The sequence below is a fragment of the Bacteroidota bacterium genome (assembly GCA_018831055.1).
Lineage (GTDB): Bacteria > Bacteroidota > Bacteroidia > Bacteroidales > B18-G4 > M55B132.
This window is the reverse complement of record JAHJRE010000039.1, coordinates 15,364-36,992: the sequence shown is the minus strand read 5'-3', so window position 1 is coordinate 36,992 and position 21,629 is coordinate 15,364. Positions and strand designations below refer to the sequence as shown.

Sequence of the window (21,629 nt, the reverse complement as noted above, 5' to 3'; positions counted from 1 at the left end):
TAATTAAAAAAGATATTATTATGAGTCATCATTTTGAATTTCCGGCATTACCATACGCTTACGATGCACTGGAGCCATATATCGATAAAATGACCATGGAGATCCACCATACCAAGCACCACCGTGCTTACTATGATAAGTTTATGGCAGCTATTGCAGGACAGTCGTATGAAAATGATTCATTTGAAGAAATTTTCGGCAACATCAGCAAATTGCCGGCTGCAGTCAGAAACAATGGCGGTGGATATTTTAACCATAATTTGTACTGGACCAATATGGGCCCGAACAAAGGCGGTGAACCCGACGGAGAACTGGGAAGCCTTATCAAATCTACATTCGGCTCATTTGAAAGCTTCAAGGAAAAATTCAACGATGCCGCCGCAAACCGCTTTGGTAGTGGTTGGGCCTGGCTGCTGCTGAACAAAGATCATAAGCTGATTGTTACTTCATCTCCCAACCAGGATAACCCTCTGATGGATATGGCTGAACAAAAAGGCGTACCCATCCTGGCGCTTGATGTTTGGGAACACGCATATTATTTGAAATATCAGAACCGCAGACCGGATTATATACAGGCTTTCTGGAATGTTGTAAACTGGGACGAAGTAGCCAGAAGGTTTGCAGAAGCAAAATAAACAGGTTTTTTAAGAAATTGTTATTTCTAAAATAACAATTATTTGATTTGGGTTAATAATGGGACGGTCACGGCGCAATGCCGTGACCGTTTTTTAATCTCTAAAACCCAAATTGTATCCCTTGAGCAAGCGGCAGATCCTCACTGTAATTAATGGTGTTGGTCTGCCTTCTCATATATAGCTTCCAGGAATCAGATCCCGACTCACGACCACCACCGGTATCCTTCTCACCTCCGAAAGCTCCGCCGATCTCCGCACCCGACGTCCCGATGTTCACATTAGCTATCCCGCAATCGGAACCGGTCTCCGAAAGAAATAATTCGGACTCGCGAAGGTTCTGAGTAAATATGGCAGATGATAAACCCTGCGGTACATCATTGTTGATCCTGATCGCATCCTCAATGGTTTTGTATTTTATTAGATACAGGATGGGTGCAAATGTCTCCTCCTGAACAATACTGTACTGGTTTTCAGCCTCTACCAGGGCAGGTACAACAAAATTCCCGGATTGGTATTTCTCTCCTGTTAACACTTCACCTCCAAATAATACCTTTCCTCCTTCTTTTTGGGCTTCTTCCAATGCTGACCGGAAATTATTCACAGCCGCATGATCTGCCAGCGGTCCTACCAAAACTCCTTTCTCCAAAGGATCACCTATACGCTTTGATATACTCTCATATGCCTTAACAAGCTGCTTTACTACATCTTCATATATGCTCTCCTGAATGATAAGCCTCCGGGTTGAAGTACACCTCTGACCGGCAGTTCCAACTGCACCGAAAACAACCGACTTCATCGCCATCTCCAGGTTGGCACTGTCTGAAATGATCACTGCATTGTTACCACCCAATTCCAGTATCACCCTTCCAAGCCGCTGACCAACAATAGCTCCTATCTTCTTTCCAACCAAAGTGGATCCGGTTACAGAAAACAAAGGAATTCTGCGGTCAGCAACAAAATTGTCACCCAATACCGATGATTTTGCAACGATCAGATTAAATACACCTTCAGGTACGTCGTTGGCCTTAAGCACATTACCGATGATCTGCTGTGTGGCTATCGCCGTTAATGGTGTCTTGGAACTTGGCTTCCATATCACTACATCCCCTGCAATGGCTGCTATCATAGCATTCCAGGCCCAAACCGCTACAGGGAAATTGAAGGATGTGATCAATCCCAAAATTCCAATCGGATGATACTGATCATACATGCGATGCTCCTTTCGCTCCGAATGCATCGTATATCCGTTCAGGAGCCTCGACTGACCCACTGCGAAATCACAAATGTCGATCATCTCCTGAACCTCGCCAAGCCCCTCTTCATAAATTTTGCCCATCTCCAGCGAAACCAGATATCCCAGATCCGGCTTGGCCTCCCTCAACGCATCTCCTATCTGCCTGACTATTTCACCGCGCCTGGGAGCCGGTATCCTTTTCCATATCTGGAATGCTTCCTGCGCTGTTTTAACAATATTTTCATAATCCTCAATATTTGCATTCCTGACCTGAGCTATTAAAGCCCCATTTGCAGGGTTGTAGGAAGAAGTAAGCTCTCCCCGGGTACCAAACCATTGTGTTCCGGTACTCACTCCATTGTTGATCTCCGTGATCTTTAACCGGTTTAAAATCTCTTTCATTTCTTAAAGTTATATTAGGTTTAATATTTCTGTGACATTTCCTATATATTTCCAATGAACGACATAATTGACTTAATGTTCATTTTTCTGACTGTATCGAATTGCATACTTATGCATCTCGTGGATAAATTAAACGGGAACATCATCATGTTCCCGCAACTATTTAACGGTTCACATATTCAAGAAAGGAACTGCAAATATGGCTCAGTTGTTCCTCATCAAGCTCTGTTGACATGGGAAGGGATACCACAATTTTAGAAAGCTTCTCCGTTACCGGCAGATCTCCTTCCTTAAAGCGGTCGCTCAGATAAGCTTTCTGTAAATGTAAGGGCACCGGATAATATATCATGGCCGGTATCCCCCTTTCATTCAGAAAAGCCTGCAGTCCGGCCCGGTCAACATCGTTCAGCCGCAGGGTATACTGATGGAATACATGCGTTGATTTGGGGAAGCGTTCCGGGATCTCTATATGTTTGTTCCCGCTGAAGGCCTTGTCGTAATATTCTGCAGCCCCGTTCCTTGCCTCTGCGTACTCATCAAGATGCTGAAGCTTTACGCACAGGATGGCTGCCTGTATACTATCTAGACGGGAATTAACCCCGATCATATCATGGTAATAACGAACTTTCATCCCATGATTTACTATTGCGCGTAAATCATCGGCTATCTTATCATCATCGGTAAAAATGGCTCCACCATCACCATAGCAGCCAAGATTTTTGGAAGGGAAAAACGATGTACATCCTATATCACCAATAGTACCTGCTTTTTTGTGGCTCCCGTCGGGATATATAAAATCGGCACCTATTGCCTGACAGGTGTCTTCTATCACATAAAGCTTATGTTTACGGGCAATCTCCATGATGGCTTCCATATCTGCACACTGCCCGAATAAATGTACCGGGACTATGGCCTTTGTCCGTGGCGTAATAGCCTTTTCGATAGCTGCCGGGTCAATGTTGAAAGTGCCTTCCTCCACTTCAACCAGGATAGGCGTTAACCCAAGAACTGCAATAACTTCAGCGGTAGCGATGAATGTGAAGGATGCCGTAATAACCTCATCCCCAGGCTTAAGCCCTAATGCCATCATTGATACCATCAGCGCATCCGTACCATTGGCACAGGGGATCACATGCTTAACTCCCAGGTATTTCTCCAGGTCGGAAGCGAATTTCTGGACTGCCGGACCATTGATGAACTGACAGGAGTCAATGACTTCATGGATAGCCTGATCCACTTCGCTTTTAATCTTTAAATACTGACTCTGAAGGTCAACCATTTGAATTTTTTTCATAATATCCCTTAATATAATTTTCTGTTGTGATTTATTTAACAGCTGCAAAATTATAGATTCCTGACATGAAACGAAGAAAAAGTTGGAAAATTTGCCGGCCCGCCTAATTATTAACTTCTATAATCTGACCTTCAGTTACAACCGTTCTCAAACTGTCAAGCCCGGAAACTAATGTGCCAATATTTCCTGAATGATAAAAATGCCCGAAAAAAATATCTCTGTATTCCTTTGAATCCTGATTCAACATTATATCCGTAAGAATGAAACTCAGCTTCTTGCGGGGATGCTGTGAATCCCAGAAATATCCCATATCAGACGTTTTTTCATTGATCCCGCCGAAATACCAGAATCCTCCGTTCTCTGCCAGAAAGCGCAAATACTCTATGTAAACCGGATAAGCACGGGAACTCAGCAATAAACGAAACTGATCCTCAAACAAAGGGTTTATATATGCCACATACTCAATTCCATTATCATGGCATGTTTGCAGAATATCCCTGTAGGCTTTTTCCTTGTATTCCGGGATACGAACTGAGTATGCGTTATATATCGGCTTGTAGGTTTCCATGACCTTGGCTATCTCATCCCTTACCCATTTATCGCCCATTCTTTCGTAATTCAATTCCCTCCAGCGGTTTGTCCTTGAACCAAACTCGTTATAATGATACTGAACCCTGATCCCCTCCGGATCGGTGATATTCGTATAAATGCAACGGCCTGTTTCATAAACCGATTGGGCACTGGTGTGCATCTTCAGGAATTCAAGATCCATCGATTTCTCCCCCCTCACCAACAATGTATCGAAAGTGTTGGCATAGGGTGTCGACCAGTTTATCATCGCAATAAAATCTACCCCGTAACAAACAAAGCGGATGTTATAGTTCCTGATGGCATAGTTTAAAAGATCCTTCATCTCGTTCGGTGTACCGCTGCTTAAAGAAAAATTATAAAAGCGAAGTGGACGGTACCGGCTGAAGGCTTCTTCCGGCGCCAGGTAAAGAATGCGGGAGTTCCCGAGAAAAATCCCCTCAGGTTGGATATGATTGGCATTATATAGCTTTACTATCCTGGTATAATTAAGAAAACTGGGTTTGTGACGATTGAAGCCGGTATATCGTTTATTGAAATGGAACCCATATGGATCAACCAGGAGGTTAACTGCCCCGAAAAACAGGATCAATCCGACAAATCCTGTAAAAAATGCCCGTATGAATTTCCTGTCGCTCACGTTAAAATCCGAAATAAATAAATTCACTGATTTTATGCATATTCATAACCGAATACAAAGCAACGGCCAACAATAACAATATCCTCCATCCTGTAGGTTTAAAGTTCTCTTTAACATAATTGGTGTTTTTCAGGAAGAAAATAATCAGGAAAGCTGCAAGCAGCCAGATCCATGTTTCCAGGTTTCCTCCCAGTCCGGGCATAGCCATGGGGTTGCCCCATCCTGAAAAACCGAACATCCCCTTGAGCACCTTGAGGGCATCACCCCATGTAACTGCCCGGAAAAATATCCAGGCAATGTTTACAAAATTAAATGTGATAAACCAGGAAAGCGCCCGGTTCATCCTGATCCCGGTATGCTGCCACAAGCGATGCATAACGGTTGCTGAACCATGGAGGAACCCCCAGAAAACAAACGTCCAGCCGGCTCCATGCCATATCCCTCCTATCAGGAAAGTAAGCATCAGGTTCCTTAGCAACATGATCTCCCCTCCCCTGTTTCCCCCTAAAGGGATATAAATGTAATCCCTGAGAAAACGGCTTAGCGTCATATGCCAACGCCTCCAGAATTCCTGGATATTAAGTGACAGATAAGGTGAGTTAAAATTATAGGGAAGATGGATATTGAACATAGACCCCAAACCGATTGCCATATCGGTGTATCCGCTGAAATCAAAGTACAACTGGAATGTATAACACAACGATGTGGCCCAGGCTTCGGCAAAACCCAGCGTCTGTGAACCGTCGAAACCCGCGCTTGCCCAAACGGCAAAAGTGTCTGCAAGAATAACCTTCTTGAATAATCCGATAAAAAAGATGTATAATCCTACTGAAATATTCCTGCTCTTTAAAACCCTGTTACCGGGATCGGCAAACTGTGGCATCATCTCTGCATGATGTACTATGGGCCCGGCTATGAGCTGAGGGAAGAACGTAACAAACATGGAATAATTCAGGAAATTCCTTTCCTTTACCTTGCCTTTGTATGCATCTACAAGGAAAGCAATCTGCTGGAAAGTATAGAAACTTATCCCTATGGGTAACTCCATCGACTTATACGCCAAGGATGTCCCAAATAACTCGTTCAGATTCCAAAGCAGAAAGTTGTAATACTTGAAATAACCAAGCAGCAAAACATTCACCGCAATCCCGATCACTAACCATAGTAACCTGCCATGCTTCCCTCCACCTTTATCCCGCGCAACCATCAGAAAACTGAAAAAATAATTGAAGAACAACGAGAAGATGATCACCGGCAGATAAACCGGATTCCACCATGCATAAAAAAACAGGGAGGCCAACACCAGCCAGGATTTGGATAATACGTCGCTTGAGAACCTCCGCAAAAGAAAGTATCCCGCAAAAGCCAGCGGTAAAAAAACAAAGATGAATTCGTAGGAATTGAAAAGCATGTGGGCAGTTCGATTTTCAATTTCAGGGCGCAAATATAAGCAGTATTATTTCGCTTCACAATGAATGATCGTCATTCGGTCGTTTTTTAAGGAAATTCCGCTCCATTCAGACTGAATTGCCTATCTTTGCGTTACTTTATGTGAATTATTTTGCAATATCCATTCCTAACAGGATCAATAACAATAGTTATATGAACATGTTTGCCTTCAGGAATTATCTGTTTTTCCTCCTCATTTTCCATATTAGTATTGTCTCCGCACAAAAAGACATTCAGGATTCCTCTATTACAGTCCCCATGGTTTATGGATTCTACGGTTACCAGATTGCCGGAGGAGACATGGCGGAACGTTTTGGAAACAATTCCGTTGTAGGACCAGGGTTCCAGGTGAAACTAAAGTCGCAATGGATTTTCGGACTGGAATACAATTATTTTTGGGGCAACAAGGTGAAAAATGCCGATGAAATTCTCGGGAATGTGCTGACCGCGGATGGTCAGCTTATTTCTACAGATGGGACCTATGCCATTTTCGACTTGTTTGAAAGAGGCTATTCTATCATGGGACATGTCGGAAGACTTTTCAATGTGCTGGCACCCAATCCCAATTCGGGGATCATGGTTAAAGTTGGAGCGGGTTACATGCAACACTGGGTCAGGATACAGATCGGAGATTTTGAAGTACCCTGGCTGGAAGACGATTATGCCAAAGGTTATGACCGCATGACTGGCGGCTTTGCTATGAGCGAATTCATCGGATACCTTTATCTCGGAAATACCAGGGTCCTTAATTTCTACGGGGGGTTCGAATTTATGCAGGGTTGGACCAGGGGACTTAGAGATGTTGATTTTGACACAGGTCAGAAAGATAATTCAAAACGGTTCGAATTGCTTAACGGATTCAAAATTGGATGGATTATTCCAATCTACAAACGGAAGCCTGAAGCGTACTATTTTTATTAATTCTCCAAAATGCGCTTTTTATATACTCTATTCATCCTGTTGTACCAATGGGCAGCAAAGATATACGGACTTTTCAACATTAAGGCCCGGCAATGGGCCTTTGGAAGAAAAGGACTTACCGCCAGGATCGTCCGGGAAAACGAGGAACAACAGGAATATATCTGGTTCCATTGTGCCTCCCTCGGGGAATTTGAGATGGGCAGACCGGTCATGGAAGCCATCCTGAATAAATATCCCCGTTATAAGCTTCTGCTGACCTTCTTTTCCCCTTCAGGATACGAACACCGCAAAAACTACAAACCCGCACACAGAGTCTATTATCTTCCTTCCGATACTCCACAAAATGCTCGTACATTCATTAACACCTTCCAACCCGTTTTGGCTGTGTTCATCAAATATGAATTCTGGTACAATTATTTCCGCGAACTGAAACGCCATAACATCCCTCTTATCCTTATTTCAGCGGTTTTCCGAAACGATCAGCCGTTTTTCCGCTGGTACGGCGCCTGGTTCAGGAAACAGCTAAACCTCATTGATCATATCTATACCCAGGATGATGCATCAGCAAACTTCCTGGAGAAAATAAATTATAAGAATTTTACCATCGCAGGAGATACCCGTTTCGACAGAGTGATGGAAACTGCTGAAAAAGCGGAAGATATAGACCTGATCCGCCATTTTGCCGGTGAGGCAAAGCTAATCGTTGCAGGAAGTACCTGGCCGGCAGATGAAGAAATTATCCTGCCTGCTATGAACACCCTTCCTGAAAACATAAAGCTCGTCATCGCGCCCCATCAGGTAGATGAAAACCATATCAGCCGAATCGTGGAAATGATAAAGGAACCGGTTGCACGGTATACTAAAGTCGACCCGAATCAGATTGGATCTTACCGTGTGCTGGTGATAGACACCATCGGTATCCTCAGCAGGACTTATAAATACGCCTGGATTGCCTATGTTGGCGGGGCATTCGGGTCCGGCCTCCATAATATCCTGGAACCGGCTGCTTTCGGAGTGCCTGTGGTTTTCGGACCCGATCACCAGAAATTCCATGAAGCAGGAAAACTTGTTAGTAAAGGGGGTGCCTTCAGCATTAAAAATCACAAGGAATTCCTGAAAATTGTTAATGGTTTTTTGGATAACCCTGAATACTATTCCCAAACCTGCACTGACGTCCGGAATTTTATGCGGGAGCACCGGGGAGCAAGCAGAATTATAATGAAGGACCTTGAAAAGTTTCTTGCAGATCAGGAATAAACGTTTAAATCAACACACCATGAATATAAAAATTCAATCCGTTAAATCACTTAAAAATAATGAAGTCAACCAGGTTATACCTGTTTTCAAGATAGAGCAGATTCATGAACTGGAGCTTGAAAGCAATGAAAAGGACTTCATCCTGAAGATATTCAAAAGTGACAAATCACGCTGTTTCGCGATAAACCGTTACCATTACTGGATATTTGTCCACTATATCAAACCCGATAATGATCCGGGACGCCTCCGGGAAAACTATCGTCAGGCCGGAGATAACCTCCTGCAATACCTCCGCGAAAACAACCTGAATGAGATCGTGATTACAGATTTATTCCACAACCCGGAAGCCATCCTGGATTATACGGAAGGACTCATCCTGGGAAGCTATTCCTTTACAAAATACAAAACAGAAAACAAAAATGGTTTTAACCTGGATAAGGTTACTCTTGTCTCCACAGGAATATCAGCGAAGCAAACCAATGAATTGTCAAGTGTTTGCCGCTCTGTATTTTTCTGCCGCGATCTGGTAAATGAACCGGTTTCTTATCTTAATGCCGTCCGTCTGGCTTCCATCATAAGGGAAGAAGCTGAAAAGAAGGGCATCGTGACAGAAGTCTTCAATAAAAAGAAAATCGAATCGCTCAAAATGGGTGGGTTGCTGGCAGTAAACAAAGGAAGTATAGATCCTCCTACTTTCACCGTGATGGAATGGAAACCTGACAATGCAAGGAACAGTAAACCAATTATCCTGGTAGGCAAAGGCGTTGTTTACGATACCGGCGGACTCAACATTAAGACGGGGACTTTTATGGACGACATGAAAAGCGATATGGCCGGGGCAGCCACCATGGCATCGGTTATGTTTGCCATTGCCGATAATCACCTGCCGGTTCATGTTATTGCCTTGCTTCCTGCAACTGATAACCGTCCCGATGGTAACGCGTACGTTCCGGGTGATGTAATAAAAATGCATAACGGAATGACCGTTGAGGTGCTGAATACCGATGCCGAAGGCCGCATGATCCTTGCAGATGCATTAAGCTACGCCTGCCGGTATAATCCTGAACTGGTGATCAATGCCGCCACACTAACCGGAGCTGCCGCCAGGGCAATCGGCATATATGGCATCGTCGCTATGGAAACAAAAGCTGCATCGTGGATGGATAAACTGAAAACATCCGGCTTATCCACTTATGAAAGAATAGCCGAATTTCCCTTCTGGGATGAATATGGAGATCTGATAAAATCCGATGTGGCCGACATAAAAAATATAGGTGGTCCGGAAGCAGGTATGATCACCGCCGGGAAATTCCTGGAAAGATTTACCGATTATCCTTTCATCCACCTTGATATCGCAGGAGTCGCTTTTTACGGAAAAAAAGACACCTACCGGTCCAAAGGAGGTACCGGCTTCGGCGTCCGGCTCCTGTATAACTTTTTCAAACAGATGACATCTGCCGATTAATTGTATCTTTGCACATTTTAATTCCTTCATTGCAATGAACGAACTGATAACAAACGATAGCGAAGAAAGATTCCTGATCGGAATTACCCATGGCGACCTTAACGGGATAGGTTATGAGATCATTATTAAGGCTCTCTGCGACACCCGCATCACTGAGATTTTAACCCCGGTTGTTTACGGCCATTCCAAAGTAGCCTCCTACCACCGTAAAAGCGTGGATGTTGGTGAGTTCAATTTCCATAATATTAAAAACCCCGACCAGGCCCTGGATAAAAAAGTCAACCTTATCAACTGTTCCGATGAAGAAGTCAGGATAGAACTCGGCAAAAGTACCCCCATCGCAGGAAAGATGGCCCGCATCGCACTGGAACGAGCCATTAACGACCTTAAACGGGGGAAAATCCATGCCGTTGTTACGGCCCCTATCAATAAGGAAAACATTCAATCGGAGGATTTTCCCTTTCCCGGACATACCGAATACTTTGCCGCAAACTTTAACACCAGGGACTACCTCATGCTTATGGTCAGCGGAAATCTCCGGATCGGAGTGGTTACAGGCCATATTCCTCTAAAGGATGTACCGGCAAAGATCACCCCCGCCCTGCTCGAAAGCAGGATCAGGATCCTCAACCGAAGCCTGCTCCGTGATTTCGGTATCCGTAAACCCAGGATCGCCGTGCTTGGACTGAACCCTCATGCCGGAGAAAACGGATTGCTGGGCGATGAAGAGAATAAAATCATTGCTCCCGTCCTGAAAAAACTCCAGGATGATTCTATCTGGGCATATGGCCCCTTCCCTTCCGACGGATTTTTCGGCTCGGATACTTATAAGAAGTTTGATGGCATCCTGGCTATGTACCACGACCAGGGTCTTATTCCCTTTAAAGCCATAGCTTTTGAAAATGGAGTCAATTATACAGCCGGACTACCCATAGTCAGGACATCACCCGATCACGGTACTGCCTATGACCTCGCCGGAAAAGACCAGGCCTCTCCCTCATCCATGCTGGCTGCGATCTTCCTTGCTGTTGATATCGTGAGAAACCGGCGTGTCTATGATGAGATATCTTCAGACCCCCTTCCCATATCCGCTGAAGTGGAAGGACAGGAAGATGAAAGTCCCGACCTTGAAACCGAAGAACCCAACCTTTAATCCTCTATGCCAGCAACCGGATATAACGTATCGGAAATCTGCCATTTCATCAAAGGTGAATTAGTTCAGGAAGGCTCAGCAAACCCGCTCATCCTCGATATCCTGATCGACAGCCGCAGGCTCATTGCCCCCGATCATTGCCTGTTCTTTGCCATCCAGGGTAAACGCAACGATGGGCATAATTATATTGATGAGCTTTACCGCAAAGGCATCCGCAATTTCGTGATCTCAATCCTTCCTGTAAATATGAAGGAATATCAGGATGCCTCCTTCATCCTGGTAAATAATACCCTGCGTGCCCTGCAAAACCTGGCCGCTGCCCATCGAAAACACTTCGCCATCCCTGTTATAGGGATCACCGGCAGTAACGGGAAAACCATTGTGAAAGAATGGTTGTTCCAACTGATGCACCAGGATAAAAAGATAATCCGCAGTCCTAAAAGCTATAATTCGCAAATTGGTGTGCCCCTGTCGGTCTGGCAAATGGAAGACACCTACGATCTCGCAATATTCGAGGCCGGGATATCCGAACCCGATGAAATGGACAAACTCCAGGCTATCATTCAGCCTACCATCGGATTATTTACCAATATCGGTGCCGCACACGAAAAGAACTTTATCAGCACCGCACAAAAGGTAGGCGAAAAACTAAAATTGTTTACCAAGGTTGAAACCCTGATATATTGCCCCGATCACTCGGAAATACAACAGATCATCATCCGTTCGGAACTACTGCAATCCATTAAGGCATTTACCTGGAGCCGGAAACAATCTGCCAGCCTGCAGATCACTGGAACCGTTAAAATGAGCCTCCACCAAACTAAGATATCCGGTATTTATCACGAACATGAAGTGTCTGTCATTATCCCGTTCATCGATGAGGCCTCCGTGGAAAATGCCATTCACTGCTGGGCTGCCATGCTCCAAATGGGATATCCCAATCACATCATCAGCGAAAGAATGGCCGGACTGCAACCCATTGCCATGCGGCTTGAGCTGAAGGAAGGAATCAATCATTGCCAGGTGATCAACGATAGCTATAATTCCGATATCAATTCGCTGAGCATCGCCATCGATTTCCTGGAACAACAAACACATCAGAAAAAGAAAACGGTCATTCTTTCCGACATTTTACAAAGCAGCAAGAACGATGAAGAATTATATGGCGAGATAGCCGGCATCCTGGAAAAGAAAAAAGTTGACAGGCTTATTGGCATTGGACCGGCCATTTCAAGATATAAGGATAAATTTCCCGGTGAAAAATATTTTTTCCCGGGAACCGAAGACTTCCTGAACCGTTTTTCCTTTTCCAGCTTCAACAATGAGAGCATATTGCTGAAAGGCGCCAGGATGTTTGAGTTTGAGCTGATTTCAAGGGCCTTGCAGCAAAAATCCCACGAAACCGTGATGGAGATCAACCTGAATGCCCTGGTCAATAACCTTAATCTTTACCGCTCCAGGCTAAAACCCATCACCAAGATCATGGCTATGGTAAAGGCATTCTCATACGGAAGTGGCAGCTATGAAATCGCAAATACGCTTCAGTTCCACCGCATCGACTACCTTGCGGTGGCTTATGCCGACGAAGGTGTCGAACTGAGAAAGGCAGGCATCATCGTACCCATCCTGGTAATGAACCCCGAGGAAGAAAGCTTTGATTCCATGATCACACACCAGCTGGAACCTGAGATATACAGTTTCCATATCCTGGAAAAACTGGAAAATGCCATCGGGAAAAACATCATCCCCCTCAACAAACCCGTGAAGGTGCATATCAAGCTTGATACAGGAATGCACAGGCTGGGGTTTGAAGAAAAGGACCTTGATGAACTGATCGAACGCTTAAAGAAGAACAAACTTATTTATGTAGAATCGGTTTTTTCACACCTCGCAGCCAGCGATATGCCCGAACACGATGGATTCACCCGGCAGCAGATCGAACGGTTCAGGATAATGGGGGAAAAGGTCAGGGAAGCCGCCGGTCATCCGGTGATGATGCATATCCTGAACTCAGCAGGCATTATAAGGTTCCCGGAAGCACAATTCCAGATGGTAAGGTTGGGGATAAGCCTCTACGGTGTATCCAATGTGCCTGAAGAACAAAAAAAACTGGAAAATGTCAGTACCATGCGATCGGTCATCTCACAGGTAAAGCACATCCCTGCCGGAGAAAGCGTTGGATACAACAGGAATGGCTTATCGGAAAATGACCGCAAAATCGCCATAGTCCCGGTTGGCTATGCCGATGGTCTGCACCGCAACCTTGGCAACGGACAAGGGCACCTCATGGTTCATGACCAGCTGGTTCCTATTACCGGTGACGTTTGCATGGATATGTGCATGATCGATGTAACCGGCCTCGAAGTAAAAGAAGAAGATGAAGTGATCATTTTTGGGAAAAACCGACCCATACCGGAGCTCGCAAAGGAAATGCAAACCATACCCTATGAGGTGCTCTCGGGTATCTCCAGGCGCGTTAAAAGAATCTATTATCACGAGTAACCATTTCAGATCCGAATCAAAAACGACAGTGAAAAAACTATCCATCCTTATCCCGGCCTACAATGAAGCCAAAACCATACACCTGATCCTGAACAAGGTGCTGGACGTAAAGTTGATCAATAATATCGAAAAAGAGATCATCATTGTTAACGATTGTTCCCGTGACGATACTCAAAAAGTTATTGAGCAATATATTTCAGAACATCCAAGGCACGACATCCGGCTGTTTAACCAGGAAGTCAATATGGGAAAGGGAGCGGCTTTGCACCGCGGAATACGTGAGGCAAGCGGGGATTTCATTATCATCCAGGATGCTGACCTTGAATACGATCCGCAGGAATACAATATTCTGCTTAAGCCTGTTGTGGAAGGTTTTGCCGATGTGGTTTACGGATCCAGGTTCATGGGAGGCAATCCGCACCGCATCCTCTTTTTCTGGCACAGCATCGGAAATAAATTCCTTACTTTTTTATCCAATTTGTTCACCAACCTGAACCTTACCGATATGGAAACCTGCTACAAGCTGTTCAGGGCGGATTACATCAAAAAGATCCGTTTCAAGGAAAACCGTTTTGGCTTTGAGCCGGAGGTTACAGCCAAAATATCCCGTTTCCCCGGGATCAGGATCTATGAAGTCGGGATATCCTATTATGGCAGAACTTACGACGAAGGTAAAAAAATCGGGGCAAAGGACGGCTTCAGAGCGATATGGTGTATTTTGAAATATAATGTTTGGGACAGGAGATATTTAATTCAACAGAACTTCTGATCTACTGCTGGTTACGGCATTCATTATCTTTCATTTCTTCCTCCTGGATTAACTGATAAAACCTTTCTGTTGGTTTTAACTTACCAAAAGATTCCCAATAAGACTCTTTATTCATATTTACCCAATGTATGGACCCATAATAATATTGCCAGGTTTGAAATACATTAAATGCCACTATTAAAGCAAAAACTATAAGAAAAGGAATCAGATAACGATTTTTCAATTGGATAAAAAACTGAATTAAAGCCGCAAGCGGTATGATCAGGATGCCATATGAATCTATATAGGCCCTTAAGCCGAAGCTACCTCCAAAGTACCATTGGAACCAGGAAGATAATATATAGATATTCAAAATAAGGAAAAGTATCAGCGGAATTAATATACCAGGCTGATACTTTCGTAAAAAAAACAAGCCGATCACTGCAAAAAGCATTATAGGAGTATATATGAACCAACCCTTTTTGTAGCTAAACAAACTATTGATAATCTGTGGGTTAATCAAATTAAACCCTTGATCTTCATAAGAATAAAAAAGAAATTGTCCTGTAATGTATTTCCAATAAAGCAATTGAGGAATCCAGACTAAGAAAATAAAGACTATAATAAATAGCAGCTTACGATAATTAATAAGTAAAAATCTTGCACGATCTTTCAAGTCATAAATTCCTCTTATATTATATAACACAAAGAAAAGACCAACAATAATATTAGAGGGCCTGATCAATGAAATCAAACCAAAGATAATCCCTAGTGTTATTGAATTGCCGGCATTGGGTTTTTTATACCATAAGGTAGTCATATAAAGAAAGGCGGCTATTAAAGAAAATCCATAAACATGTGGCATAGGCGCTTCAAAAGTTGAATAAAAAAGCAAATTTGTACCGACAACTACTGCAAACAAGGCAATTGCGACACTTATCGGAGAGTAGTAATTTAAAAGGTATTTTCTTAAAAAGAGCAAACCAATAATCAGAAAAAATGCGCTACTTATCAATAGAGCTATTTTGTATGGAGAAGTGTAGCCATTCTGCTCATATCCTAAAAGAGGAGAAGTAACATGAGCCACTATGAAAAATGGCAGGTACATGATTGCATTGCCCATTGTATAGCGAAGAAAGAATTTCCCATTATTATGTTTTATGGACTGTAAATTATTGTTTAATGCAAAATTTTCATTCAGGGTGTCAAGTGAAATATCCCGATGTATAAATACAGCAGGTAAATATGCATAATAAGACTTTACATCATGAGCGATAACCCGGCCAGGGACTTTCCAAAACTTTACCTCATTGTCTGTTAAAAAGATTACCAGACAAACCAATATTATTGAAACATAAACTATATGTTTCATTAAAAATTTCCCCATGCGGTTGAAAATATCCTTTGTTTTCATAGTCTCATTGCGGTGGAAAATTAGTAAATTTTACATTTAAATATTATTAACCTTAACGTAGAATGAGAAATTTTTTAAAATCCTGAATTTGGATTCAATCGGGCTATATTGTATTTTTTATGTATTTGTTTATAACTTTGCCGGTCAACCATTCATCTCTTTGCTATGTATAAAGGAAAAAAGATTGCAGCTGTCATTCCATGCTATAATGAAGCTAATCAAATAAACAAGGTCGTCGAACAAATGCCGGATTATATTGATGGCATGGTTATCGTTGATGATTCAAGCACTGATAATACTGTAACCGTAGTTAAAGAACTACAAAAGAAATATTCCAGAATCATATTGATTGTTCATGAAAAAAACCAGGGAGTGGGTGGGGCTATTGCCTCAGGTTATAAATATTCCAGAGATAATGAATATGATGCAGCTGTTGTCATGGCAGGAGATGGACAAATGGACCCGGAACATCTCCCTGATCTTTTGGACCCCGTTGTCAGCGGTGAAGTAGATTATACAAAAACCAACAGGCTACTTTCCGGAGAAGCGTATCAAAAAATTCCCAGAACACGTTACTGGGGGAACTCCATTCTATCTCTTCTTACGAAAATTGCTTCAGGATACTGGCATATTGCCGACTCCCAGTCAGGTTATACCGTAATTGATAAGAAAGCACTTCATACTATAGACTGGGATAAGATGTACAAACGTTATGGACAACCGAATGATTTATTGGTTAGACTTAATATTTTTGATTTTAAAGTCAGGGATATTATAACCGATCCGGTATATAATATCGGAGAGCAATCAAAAATGAAGATTTCAAAAGTTGTCCGGACAATTTCCTGGTTGTTGGTAAAGATGTTTTTCTATCGCCTGAAAGAAAAGTATATCATTAGAGATTTTCATCCCCTGATTTTCTTTTATCTATTTGGTTTCTTTCTGAATTTAATCAGCATACCCCTTTTCATTAGGGTATTGTATTTCTGGATCGTCTTTAATCACATACCAAAAGTAAATTTCCTTGCATGGATGTTTGCCGTGATTATGGGAATACAGTTCATCCTTTTTGCCATGTGGTTTGATATGGACAGTAACAAAAAACTCAGATGAAACTAATTAAAAGCAAATTATTATATAATATCCTGATATACATTTCTTTTATTTTCCTGTTTATTTATTTAATCCGGACCGATTATATCAACTTTGATAAAATCCAATTTAATTATATTGCTTTAGCAGCATCGATCGTATTATTCTGGATTGGAATTACTATGAGTTCTCTCAGTTGGGGGAATGCACTTAAAGTACACCATATTACCATAAGTTCAAAGAATGCTGTCATCTCACATGGATTATCAATATTCGCAAAATATATTCCAGGTAAAATTTGGGTGGTTTTGGGAAGAGCAACTTATGTTTCAAACCTTGGATATTCTATTAATACTTCTTCACTGGCTTCCTTAAAAGAACAATTAATATATGTTTGGACTGGAATAGGGATAAGTATTATTCCCGTTTTAATATATTATGGAATAAAGAGCTTAAGCATCTTGGTTTTCGGGATATTTATACTTCTGACTATATTTTTGTTTTTAAAGCCATTTCATAATACTGTAATTAAACTAATTAACCGGGTTTTTAAAAAAGACATTCAGGTCCCGGCATTACGCTTTTCTGAAAATACAACAATCATTCTTTTTTGCTCAGCATATTGGATAATCTGGATGGTAGGTTTCTATTTCTTCAGTTATTCTATATATCCAAAAGTTACAATAATGGCTGTTTTTGCATTCCCTCTTGGGGTGACCCTGGGATTACTTGCCATTATCATTCCAAGTGGATTGGGAGTAAGAGAAGGAATTATTTCAGGTTATCTTATTTTAACAGGAATTCCTGAGGATGCAGCTATCAGTATTTCTTTTTTAGCAAGGTTCTGGTTCCTTTCCGGAGAAATCTTTATCTTTTTATTTGCGGTATTATTAAGATTATCTAAGAAAAATTCCAAACAATAAATCAATTAATCGATTGAACTATTCAGATTTGTTTTTATTATGATTATATAACCAAATAGCATCCATTTTTATCACAGAATCAATTGAAATCCCCCATTTTTCAGCTTTCTCTTTTAACATGGGTTGTAAATCCTCACTATTCCTCAACCTGTTTTCATAATATTCAATTTCTTTCTCATAGGTACTCCTGTCAAATATCACAGGTCTGTTTTCTTTATATTCGCCTTTTTTTGCTCCTTCATAATCAGGCCAGGTTATCAGTTCCCAAAATTCAGTTTCAGGATAAACTTTCAGGAAACTGCTCCAGTAGGCCTCTTTAGTCATCATCGCATAATGAATGGCACCATTCCTGTATTGAATTACCTGGAAAATATTATGTGCGGAAAAAATCAATATAAGGATTATGTATATTACCTTTAGGAGTATTTTTTTCTTAAAAAACCACGATGTAATTGTAGCAAAGGGTAATGCTAAAATAGCATATGACTCTATAAAGGTCCTTTGTCCGTAACTACCTCCGTACCACCAGCACCACCAAGATGCTATCACCCAAATGTTTAATAAGGTAAAAATGAGAATTGGGAAAAATGCTTGTCTGATTCTTTGGTAAAGAAATCCAATACCAATAAGCGCCAGAGTCATTATAGGTGTGTAAATTAACCACCCTTTCCTGTAACTGAATAAGGTATTTGTTATCTCAGGGTCATCAAAATAAAACCTGGCACCAACAGTTCCATAAGTATTAAATAAAAAAGAACCGGATATATATTTCCAATAAAGGAATTGAGGAGCCCAAACAAGAAAAAAGAAAAAAACCATTAGAATTATGAGGTAATACTTTCCTATAAAAAACTTAACTCTTTCCAATAAACCTGCCCATGTTGTAATCCCCCAAAAGATAATTAATGCAAGGATAATAATATTTGAGGGCCGAACCAGACTTATTAAACCTAAAACCATTCCAATATAGGATGTATTTAATAAACCAGGATTTTTATACCAACGGACCGTGAGAAAAAGAAAAATTGCAAATAATGTAAAGCTGTATGTATGAGACATTCCAGCATCCAATGTAGTATAGTAAAGAAGATTAGTCCCGATTACTATTGCAATGCTTGTAATAGCAATCACTATCTGCTTAAAATAATTCTCCAGAAACTTTCTAAGAAAATACAATCCGATTGCAAGATAAACCCAACAACCAATAACTATTGCCACCTTATAGGGAATAGAAAACCCATCTGCCTCATAACCCAGAAATGGTGTTACAATATGAGCTATAATAAAAAAAGGAAGATATAGGTAAGCCATTCCCATGGAAGTAAGGATGGCATTTTTCCCGGTAGCTGTCGGTAAAGGCCAAAAATGCTTGGTATGTTTATTTACATCTTCCTTTATAAATTCCAGAGAAATATCATGATGTATAAATAAAGCCGGCAAATATGCATAGTACGAGTTAACATCGGAATAAATGATTTTGTCATCGGTCAGCCATATCTTGTTAGAGAAATTAAAAATCATTATAAAGATCAATATCATCCAATTGATTGTTCTAGCTAATTTTAAGCTAAATAACTCCCTTAATAAATTTGAAAAATTTCTCTTCATTAGAAATGTTTAGAAACCTTAAAACTCCTCCTCCTCACCAAATTCCATTAAAACACCCTCCACATCTTCACTTTCATCGCAATTCAACTCCAAGTCCAATGCTTTTAACGGCTTTTCAAAATCTCCCATACCCACGCCCAGGGTGGAGTCGGCGTAAACCTTGTGCATGAATAGTGCCCATATGGGCAAGGCCATATTGGCTCCCTGACCTAAGGAAATTGAGCGGAAATGGGCCCCGCGATCTTCACATCCTACCCATACTCCTGCGCTCAGATCCGGTGTGATGCCCATAAACCATCCGTCGCTCTGATTTTGCGTGGTTCCGGTCTTGCCGGCTATAGGATTCTGAAAACTGTACTTCAACCGCAAACGTATACCTGTACCCGTTTGTACCACCCCTTTCATCAGCTCCAGCATCAAATAGGCTGTCTCTTCGCTCATGGCTTCATTCTTATCCGGTATGAAATCCTCAACAACATTACCGTTCTTGTCTTCAATGCGGGTGATAAATATTGGCTCCACATAAACCCCCTTATTGGCAAAGGAATTGAACGCTCCTACCATTTCGTACAAGGAAAGATCGGCCGACCCTAACGCTATCGCATGAACCGGCGGGATCTCACTTACTACGCCCATCTTCCTTGCTATCTTGATCACCGACAATGGCGAATACCTTTTCATCAGAAAAGCCGATATCCAGTTATTTGAGTTGGCCAGGGCCCATTTCAGGGTGACCATCTCACCAACTCTCGCATCGGATGAATTCCTGGGTGCCCAGAACTCCCCCGTGGGAAGCTCTACGCTATATGGAATGTTCGCTACCTTATAACAGGGAGAAAACTCTCCTTCCTGCATGGCCAGTGTATATAAGAATGGCTTGAACGTGGAACCAACCTGCCTTTTGGCCTGAGTCACATGATCATACTTGAAGAAACGGTATTCAATACCCCCAACATAAGCCCTTACATGGCCCGAATGGGGATCCATAGCCATTAGCCCTGCATTCAGAAAAAATTTATAATAACGGATGGAATCCATCGGCGTCAATATGGTATCAACATCACCTTCCCAGGTAAATACTTCCATAGATACCGGCGTGTTGAAGACTATCCGGATGGAATCTTCCTCTACCCCGCGGGAAGCCAAACGCTGATACCGCTCCGACCGGCGCATGGCCTGATCCTGTAACCTCCTGATCTCTTCCTGGATAACCTCAGGTTCAAAAACATATGGTGCATAACGATGCCCCTTCCAATGCTCATAAAAAGCCGGCTGTAAATCGCTTGCAAGATGCTCGGCCACAGCCTCCTCTGCATATGTCTGCATCTTTGAATCAATGGTAGTATATATCTTTAAACCATCTTTATATAAATTGTACGGATTGCCATCGGCTTTGTAATGATTCCTGCACCAGTCATGCAAATTCACCCGGAGATACTCCCGGAAATAACGCGCCAGCCCAGCCGTGTGGTCCTGAACCCGAAATCTCGACATGTCAATGGGTATGGAGGATACACTGTCTAATGTCTCCTTGTCGATGAACCCGTATTTCTCCATCTGCGATAAAACCAGGTTCCTCCGCTGCAGTGCGTGACCCGGGTTTCTTACCGGACTGTACCAGGTCGGCCCGTTCACCACTCCGACCAACAGTGCCGACTCTTCAAGGTTCAACGAATCCGGTGTCTTGTTGAAAAATGTCCTTGCCGCCGACTTGATCCCAAAACTCTGATGCCCGTAATCCATGGTATTGAAATACATGGCAATGATTTCTTCCTTGGAGTAATTATGTTCCAGCCTTGTAGCCGTTACCCACTCCTTGAACTTTCGCATCACCAGTTGCATTTTGGTCAGGTTCTCGCCACGCGGAAAAAGGTTCTTAGCCAACTGTTGGGTGATGGTACTGCCTCCTCCACTGTAATTACCGGTTAAAACACCAAATGCAACCCTGAATAATGCCTTGGAATCCACGCCTGCATGCTTGTAAAAACGAATGTCTTCGGTCGCCAACAAGGCATTGACCAAATGAGGAGGTAAATCCTGAAAATGGATATTGGAACGGTTCTCAATATAATAGGTACCCAGCAACACGCCATCAGCCGAGTAAATCTCCGATGCAAGGTTGCTTTCCGGATTTTCCAGCTCCTCGAATCCGGGCATGTATCCGAACCACCCATGAGCTATCCCGAAAAACATCAGGAAAACTATCAGGAGAACCGTTAGGTATAGTCCCCAGAACCGGATCAGGTACCTGGATGGGCGCTTTTTCTTTTTCTCCACTCCGGCCATCAATAACTCACTTTATAT

At 42.3% G+C, this 21,629-nt stretch carries 16 protein-coding genes; 9 read left to right on the top strand and 7 right to left on the bottom strand.

Features of this window, described 5'->3' with window-relative positions; translation table 11 throughout:
* Nucleotides 1–20: 20 nt before the first annotated feature.
* Nucleotides 21–635, top strand: a complete 615-nt coding sequence (locus tag KKA81_02780) for a superoxide dismutase (GenBank protein ID MBU2649836.1) — start codon at nt 21–23, stop codon at nt 633–635.
* Between the two features lie 100 nt (nt 636–735).
* Here the strand turns inward: KKA81_02780 and KKA81_02775 are convergent, their stop codons facing one another.
* The 4 genes from KKA81_02775 to KKA81_02760 form a co-directional block, all read right to left on the bottom strand.
* Entirely contained in the window at nt 736–2,271 is a 1,536-nt protein-coding gene (locus KKA81_02775) for an aldehyde dehydrogenase family protein (protein ID MBU2649835.1), read from the bottom strand.
* Between the two features lie 163 nt (nt 2,272–2,434).
* Nucleotides 2,435–3,565 (bottom strand): DegT/DnrJ/EryC1/StrS family aminotransferase, encoded by a 1,131-nt coding sequence (locus tag KKA81_02770; protein MBU2649834.1) that lies wholly within the window; start codon nt 3,563–3,565, stop codon nt 2,435–2,437.
* Nucleotides 3,566–3,668: 103 nt separating this feature from the next.
* Nucleotides 3,669–4,820, bottom strand: a complete 1,152-nt coding sequence (locus tag KKA81_02765; protein MBU2649833.1) for a hypothetical protein — start codon at nt 4,818–4,820, stop codon at nt 3,669–3,671.
* A complete protein-coding gene (locus tag KKA81_02760) occupies nt 4,795–6,204 on the bottom strand; it encodes an MBOAT family protein (GenBank protein ID MBU2649832.1) in 1,410 nt (469 codons plus the stop codon). Before KKA81_02760 ends, KKA81_02765 begins: the two co-directional genes overlap by 26 nt.
* 191 nt (nt 6,205–6,395) lie before the next feature.
* On the opposite strand from KKA81_02760, the gene KKA81_02755 reads away from it, so the two are divergent.
* From KKA81_02755 to KKA81_02730, 6 genes are read left to right on the top strand one after another with little or no spacing between them, the layout of a single operon-like run.
* Nucleotides 6,396–7,163, top strand: a complete 768-nt coding sequence (locus tag KKA81_02755) for a hypothetical protein (protein ID MBU2649831.1) — start codon at nt 6,396–6,398, stop codon at nt 7,161–7,163.
* Between the two features lie 9 nt (nt 7,164–7,172).
* Nucleotides 7,173–8,420 (top strand): 3-deoxy-D-manno-octulosonic acid transferase, encoded by a 1,248-nt coding sequence (locus KKA81_02750; GenBank protein MBU2649830.1) that lies wholly within the window; start codon nt 7,173–7,175, stop codon nt 8,418–8,420.
* A gap of 19 nt (nt 8,421–8,439) precedes the next feature.
* Nucleotides 8,440–9,885 (top strand): leucyl aminopeptidase, encoded by a 1,446-nt coding sequence (locus tag KKA81_02745; protein MBU2649829.1) that lies wholly within the window; start codon nt 8,440–8,442, stop codon nt 9,883–9,885.
* Between the two features lie 34 nt (nt 9,886–9,919).
* The gene (pdxA, locus tag KKA81_02740) at nt 9,920–11,038 is read left to right on the top strand and encodes a 4-hydroxythreonine-4-phosphate dehydrogenase PdxA (GenBank protein MBU2649828.1); all 1,119 of its coding nucleotides are present in this window, start codon (nt 9,920–9,922) and stop codon (nt 11,036–11,038) included.
* A 6-nt stretch (nt 11,039–11,044) separates the two neighbouring features.
* On the top strand, nt 11,045–13,540 hold the full coding sequence (locus KKA81_02735; protein ID MBU2649827.1) for a bifunctional UDP-N-acetylmuramoyl-tripeptide:D-alanyl-D-alanine ligase/alanine racemase: 2,496 nt from the start codon (nt 11,045–11,047) through the stop codon (nt 13,538–13,540).
* The gene (locus tag KKA81_02730; protein MBU2649826.1) at nt 13,485–14,309 is read left to right on the top strand and encodes a glycosyltransferase family 2 protein; all 825 of its coding nucleotides are present in this window, start codon (nt 13,485–13,487) and stop codon (nt 14,307–14,309) included. The genes KKA81_02735 and KKA81_02730 overlap by 56 nt, the downstream gene beginning before the upstream one ends.
* 1 nt (nt 14,310) lies before the next feature.
* Here KKA81_02730 and KKA81_02725 read toward each other — a convergent pair whose 3' ends face one another.
* Nucleotides 14,311–15,702 (bottom strand): hypothetical protein, encoded by a 1,392-nt coding sequence (locus tag KKA81_02725; protein ID MBU2649825.1) that lies wholly within the window; start codon nt 15,700–15,702, stop codon nt 14,311–14,313.
* 165 nt (nt 15,703–15,867) lie between these two features.
* Between KKA81_02725 and KKA81_02720 the strand changes: the two genes are divergently transcribed.
* On the top strand, nt 15,868–16,815 hold the full coding sequence (locus KKA81_02720) for a glycosyltransferase family 2 protein (protein MBU2649824.1): 948 nt from the start codon (nt 15,868–15,870) through the stop codon (nt 16,813–16,815).
* Nucleotides 16,812–17,717: a flippase-like domain-containing protein gene (locus tag KKA81_02715; GenBank protein MBU2649823.1), complete on the top strand. Its 906-nt coding sequence runs from the start codon at nt 16,812–16,814 to the stop codon at nt 17,715–17,717. Before KKA81_02720 ends, KKA81_02715 begins: the two co-directional genes overlap by 4 nt.
* Before the next feature lie 18 nt (nt 17,718–17,735).
* On the opposite strand, the gene KKA81_02710 is transcribed toward KKA81_02715, so the two are convergent.
* Together KKA81_02710 and KKA81_02705 are read right to left on the bottom strand one after the other, a co-directional pair.
* Nucleotides 17,736–19,325 (bottom strand): hypothetical protein, encoded by a 1,590-nt coding sequence (locus KKA81_02710; GenBank protein ID MBU2649822.1) that lies wholly within the window; start codon nt 19,323–19,325, stop codon nt 17,736–17,738.
* 18 nt (nt 19,326–19,343) lie between these two features.
* Nucleotides 19,344–21,611 carry a transglycosylase domain-containing protein gene (locus KKA81_02705; GenBank protein ID MBU2649821.1) on the bottom strand — a complete coding sequence of 756 codons (2,268 nt, stop codon included), beginning with the start codon at nt 21,609–21,611 and terminating at the stop codon, nt 19,344–19,346.
* Nucleotides 21,612–21,629 lie beyond the last annotated feature (18 nt).

Coding starts and splice junctions, on each gene's coding strand:
- KKA81_02780 (MBU2649836.1), top strand. CDS start 21: ATGAGTCATCATTTTGAATTTCCGGCATTACCATACGCTTACGATGCA.
- KKA81_02775 (MBU2649835.1), bottom strand. CDS start 2,271: ATGAAAGAGATTTTAAACCGGTTAAAGATCACGGAGATCAACAATGGA.
- KKA81_02770 (MBU2649834.1), bottom strand. CDS start 3,565: ATGAAAAAAATTCAAATGGTTGACCTTCAGAGTCAGTATTTAAAGATT.
- KKA81_02760 (MBU2649832.1), bottom strand. CDS start 6,204: ATGCTTTTCAATTCCTACGAATTCATCTTTGTTTTTTTACCGCTGGCT.
- KKA81_02755 (MBU2649831.1), top strand. CDS start 6,396: ATGAACATGTTTGCCTTCAGGAATTATCTGTTTTTCCTCCTCATTTTC.
- KKA81_02750 (MBU2649830.1), top strand. CDS start 7,173: ATGCGCTTTTTATATACTCTATTCATCCTGTTGTACCAATGGGCAGCA.
- KKA81_02745 (MBU2649829.1), top strand. CDS start 8,440: ATGAATATAAAAATTCAATCCGTTAAATCACTTAAAAATAATGAAGTC.
- pdxA (MBU2649828.1), top strand. CDS start 9,920: ATGAACGAACTGATAACAAACGATAGCGAAGAAAGATTCCTGATCGGA.
- KKA81_02735 (MBU2649827.1), top strand. CDS start 11,045: ATGCCAGCAACCGGATATAACGTATCGGAAATCTGCCATTTCATCAAA.
- KKA81_02730 (MBU2649826.1), top strand. CDS start 13,485: ATGAGGTGCTCTCGGGTATCTCCAGGCGCGTTAAAAGAATCTATTATC.
- KKA81_02725 (MBU2649825.1), bottom strand. CDS start 15,702: ATGAAAACAAAGGATATTTTCAACCGCATGGGGAAATTTTTAATGAAA.
- KKA81_02720 (MBU2649824.1), top strand. CDS start 15,868: ATGTATAAAGGAAAAAAGATTGCAGCTGTCATTCCATGCTATAATGAA.
- KKA81_02715 (MBU2649823.1), top strand. CDS start 16,812: ATGAAACTAATTAAAAGCAAATTATTATATAATATCCTGATATACATT.
- KKA81_02710 (MBU2649822.1), bottom strand. CDS start 19,325: ATGAAGAGAAATTTTTCAAATTTATTAAGGGAGTTATTTAGCTTAAAA.
- KKA81_02705 (MBU2649821.1), bottom strand. CDS start 21,611: ATGGCCGGAGTGGAGAAAAAGAAAAAGCGCCCATCCAGGTACCTGATC.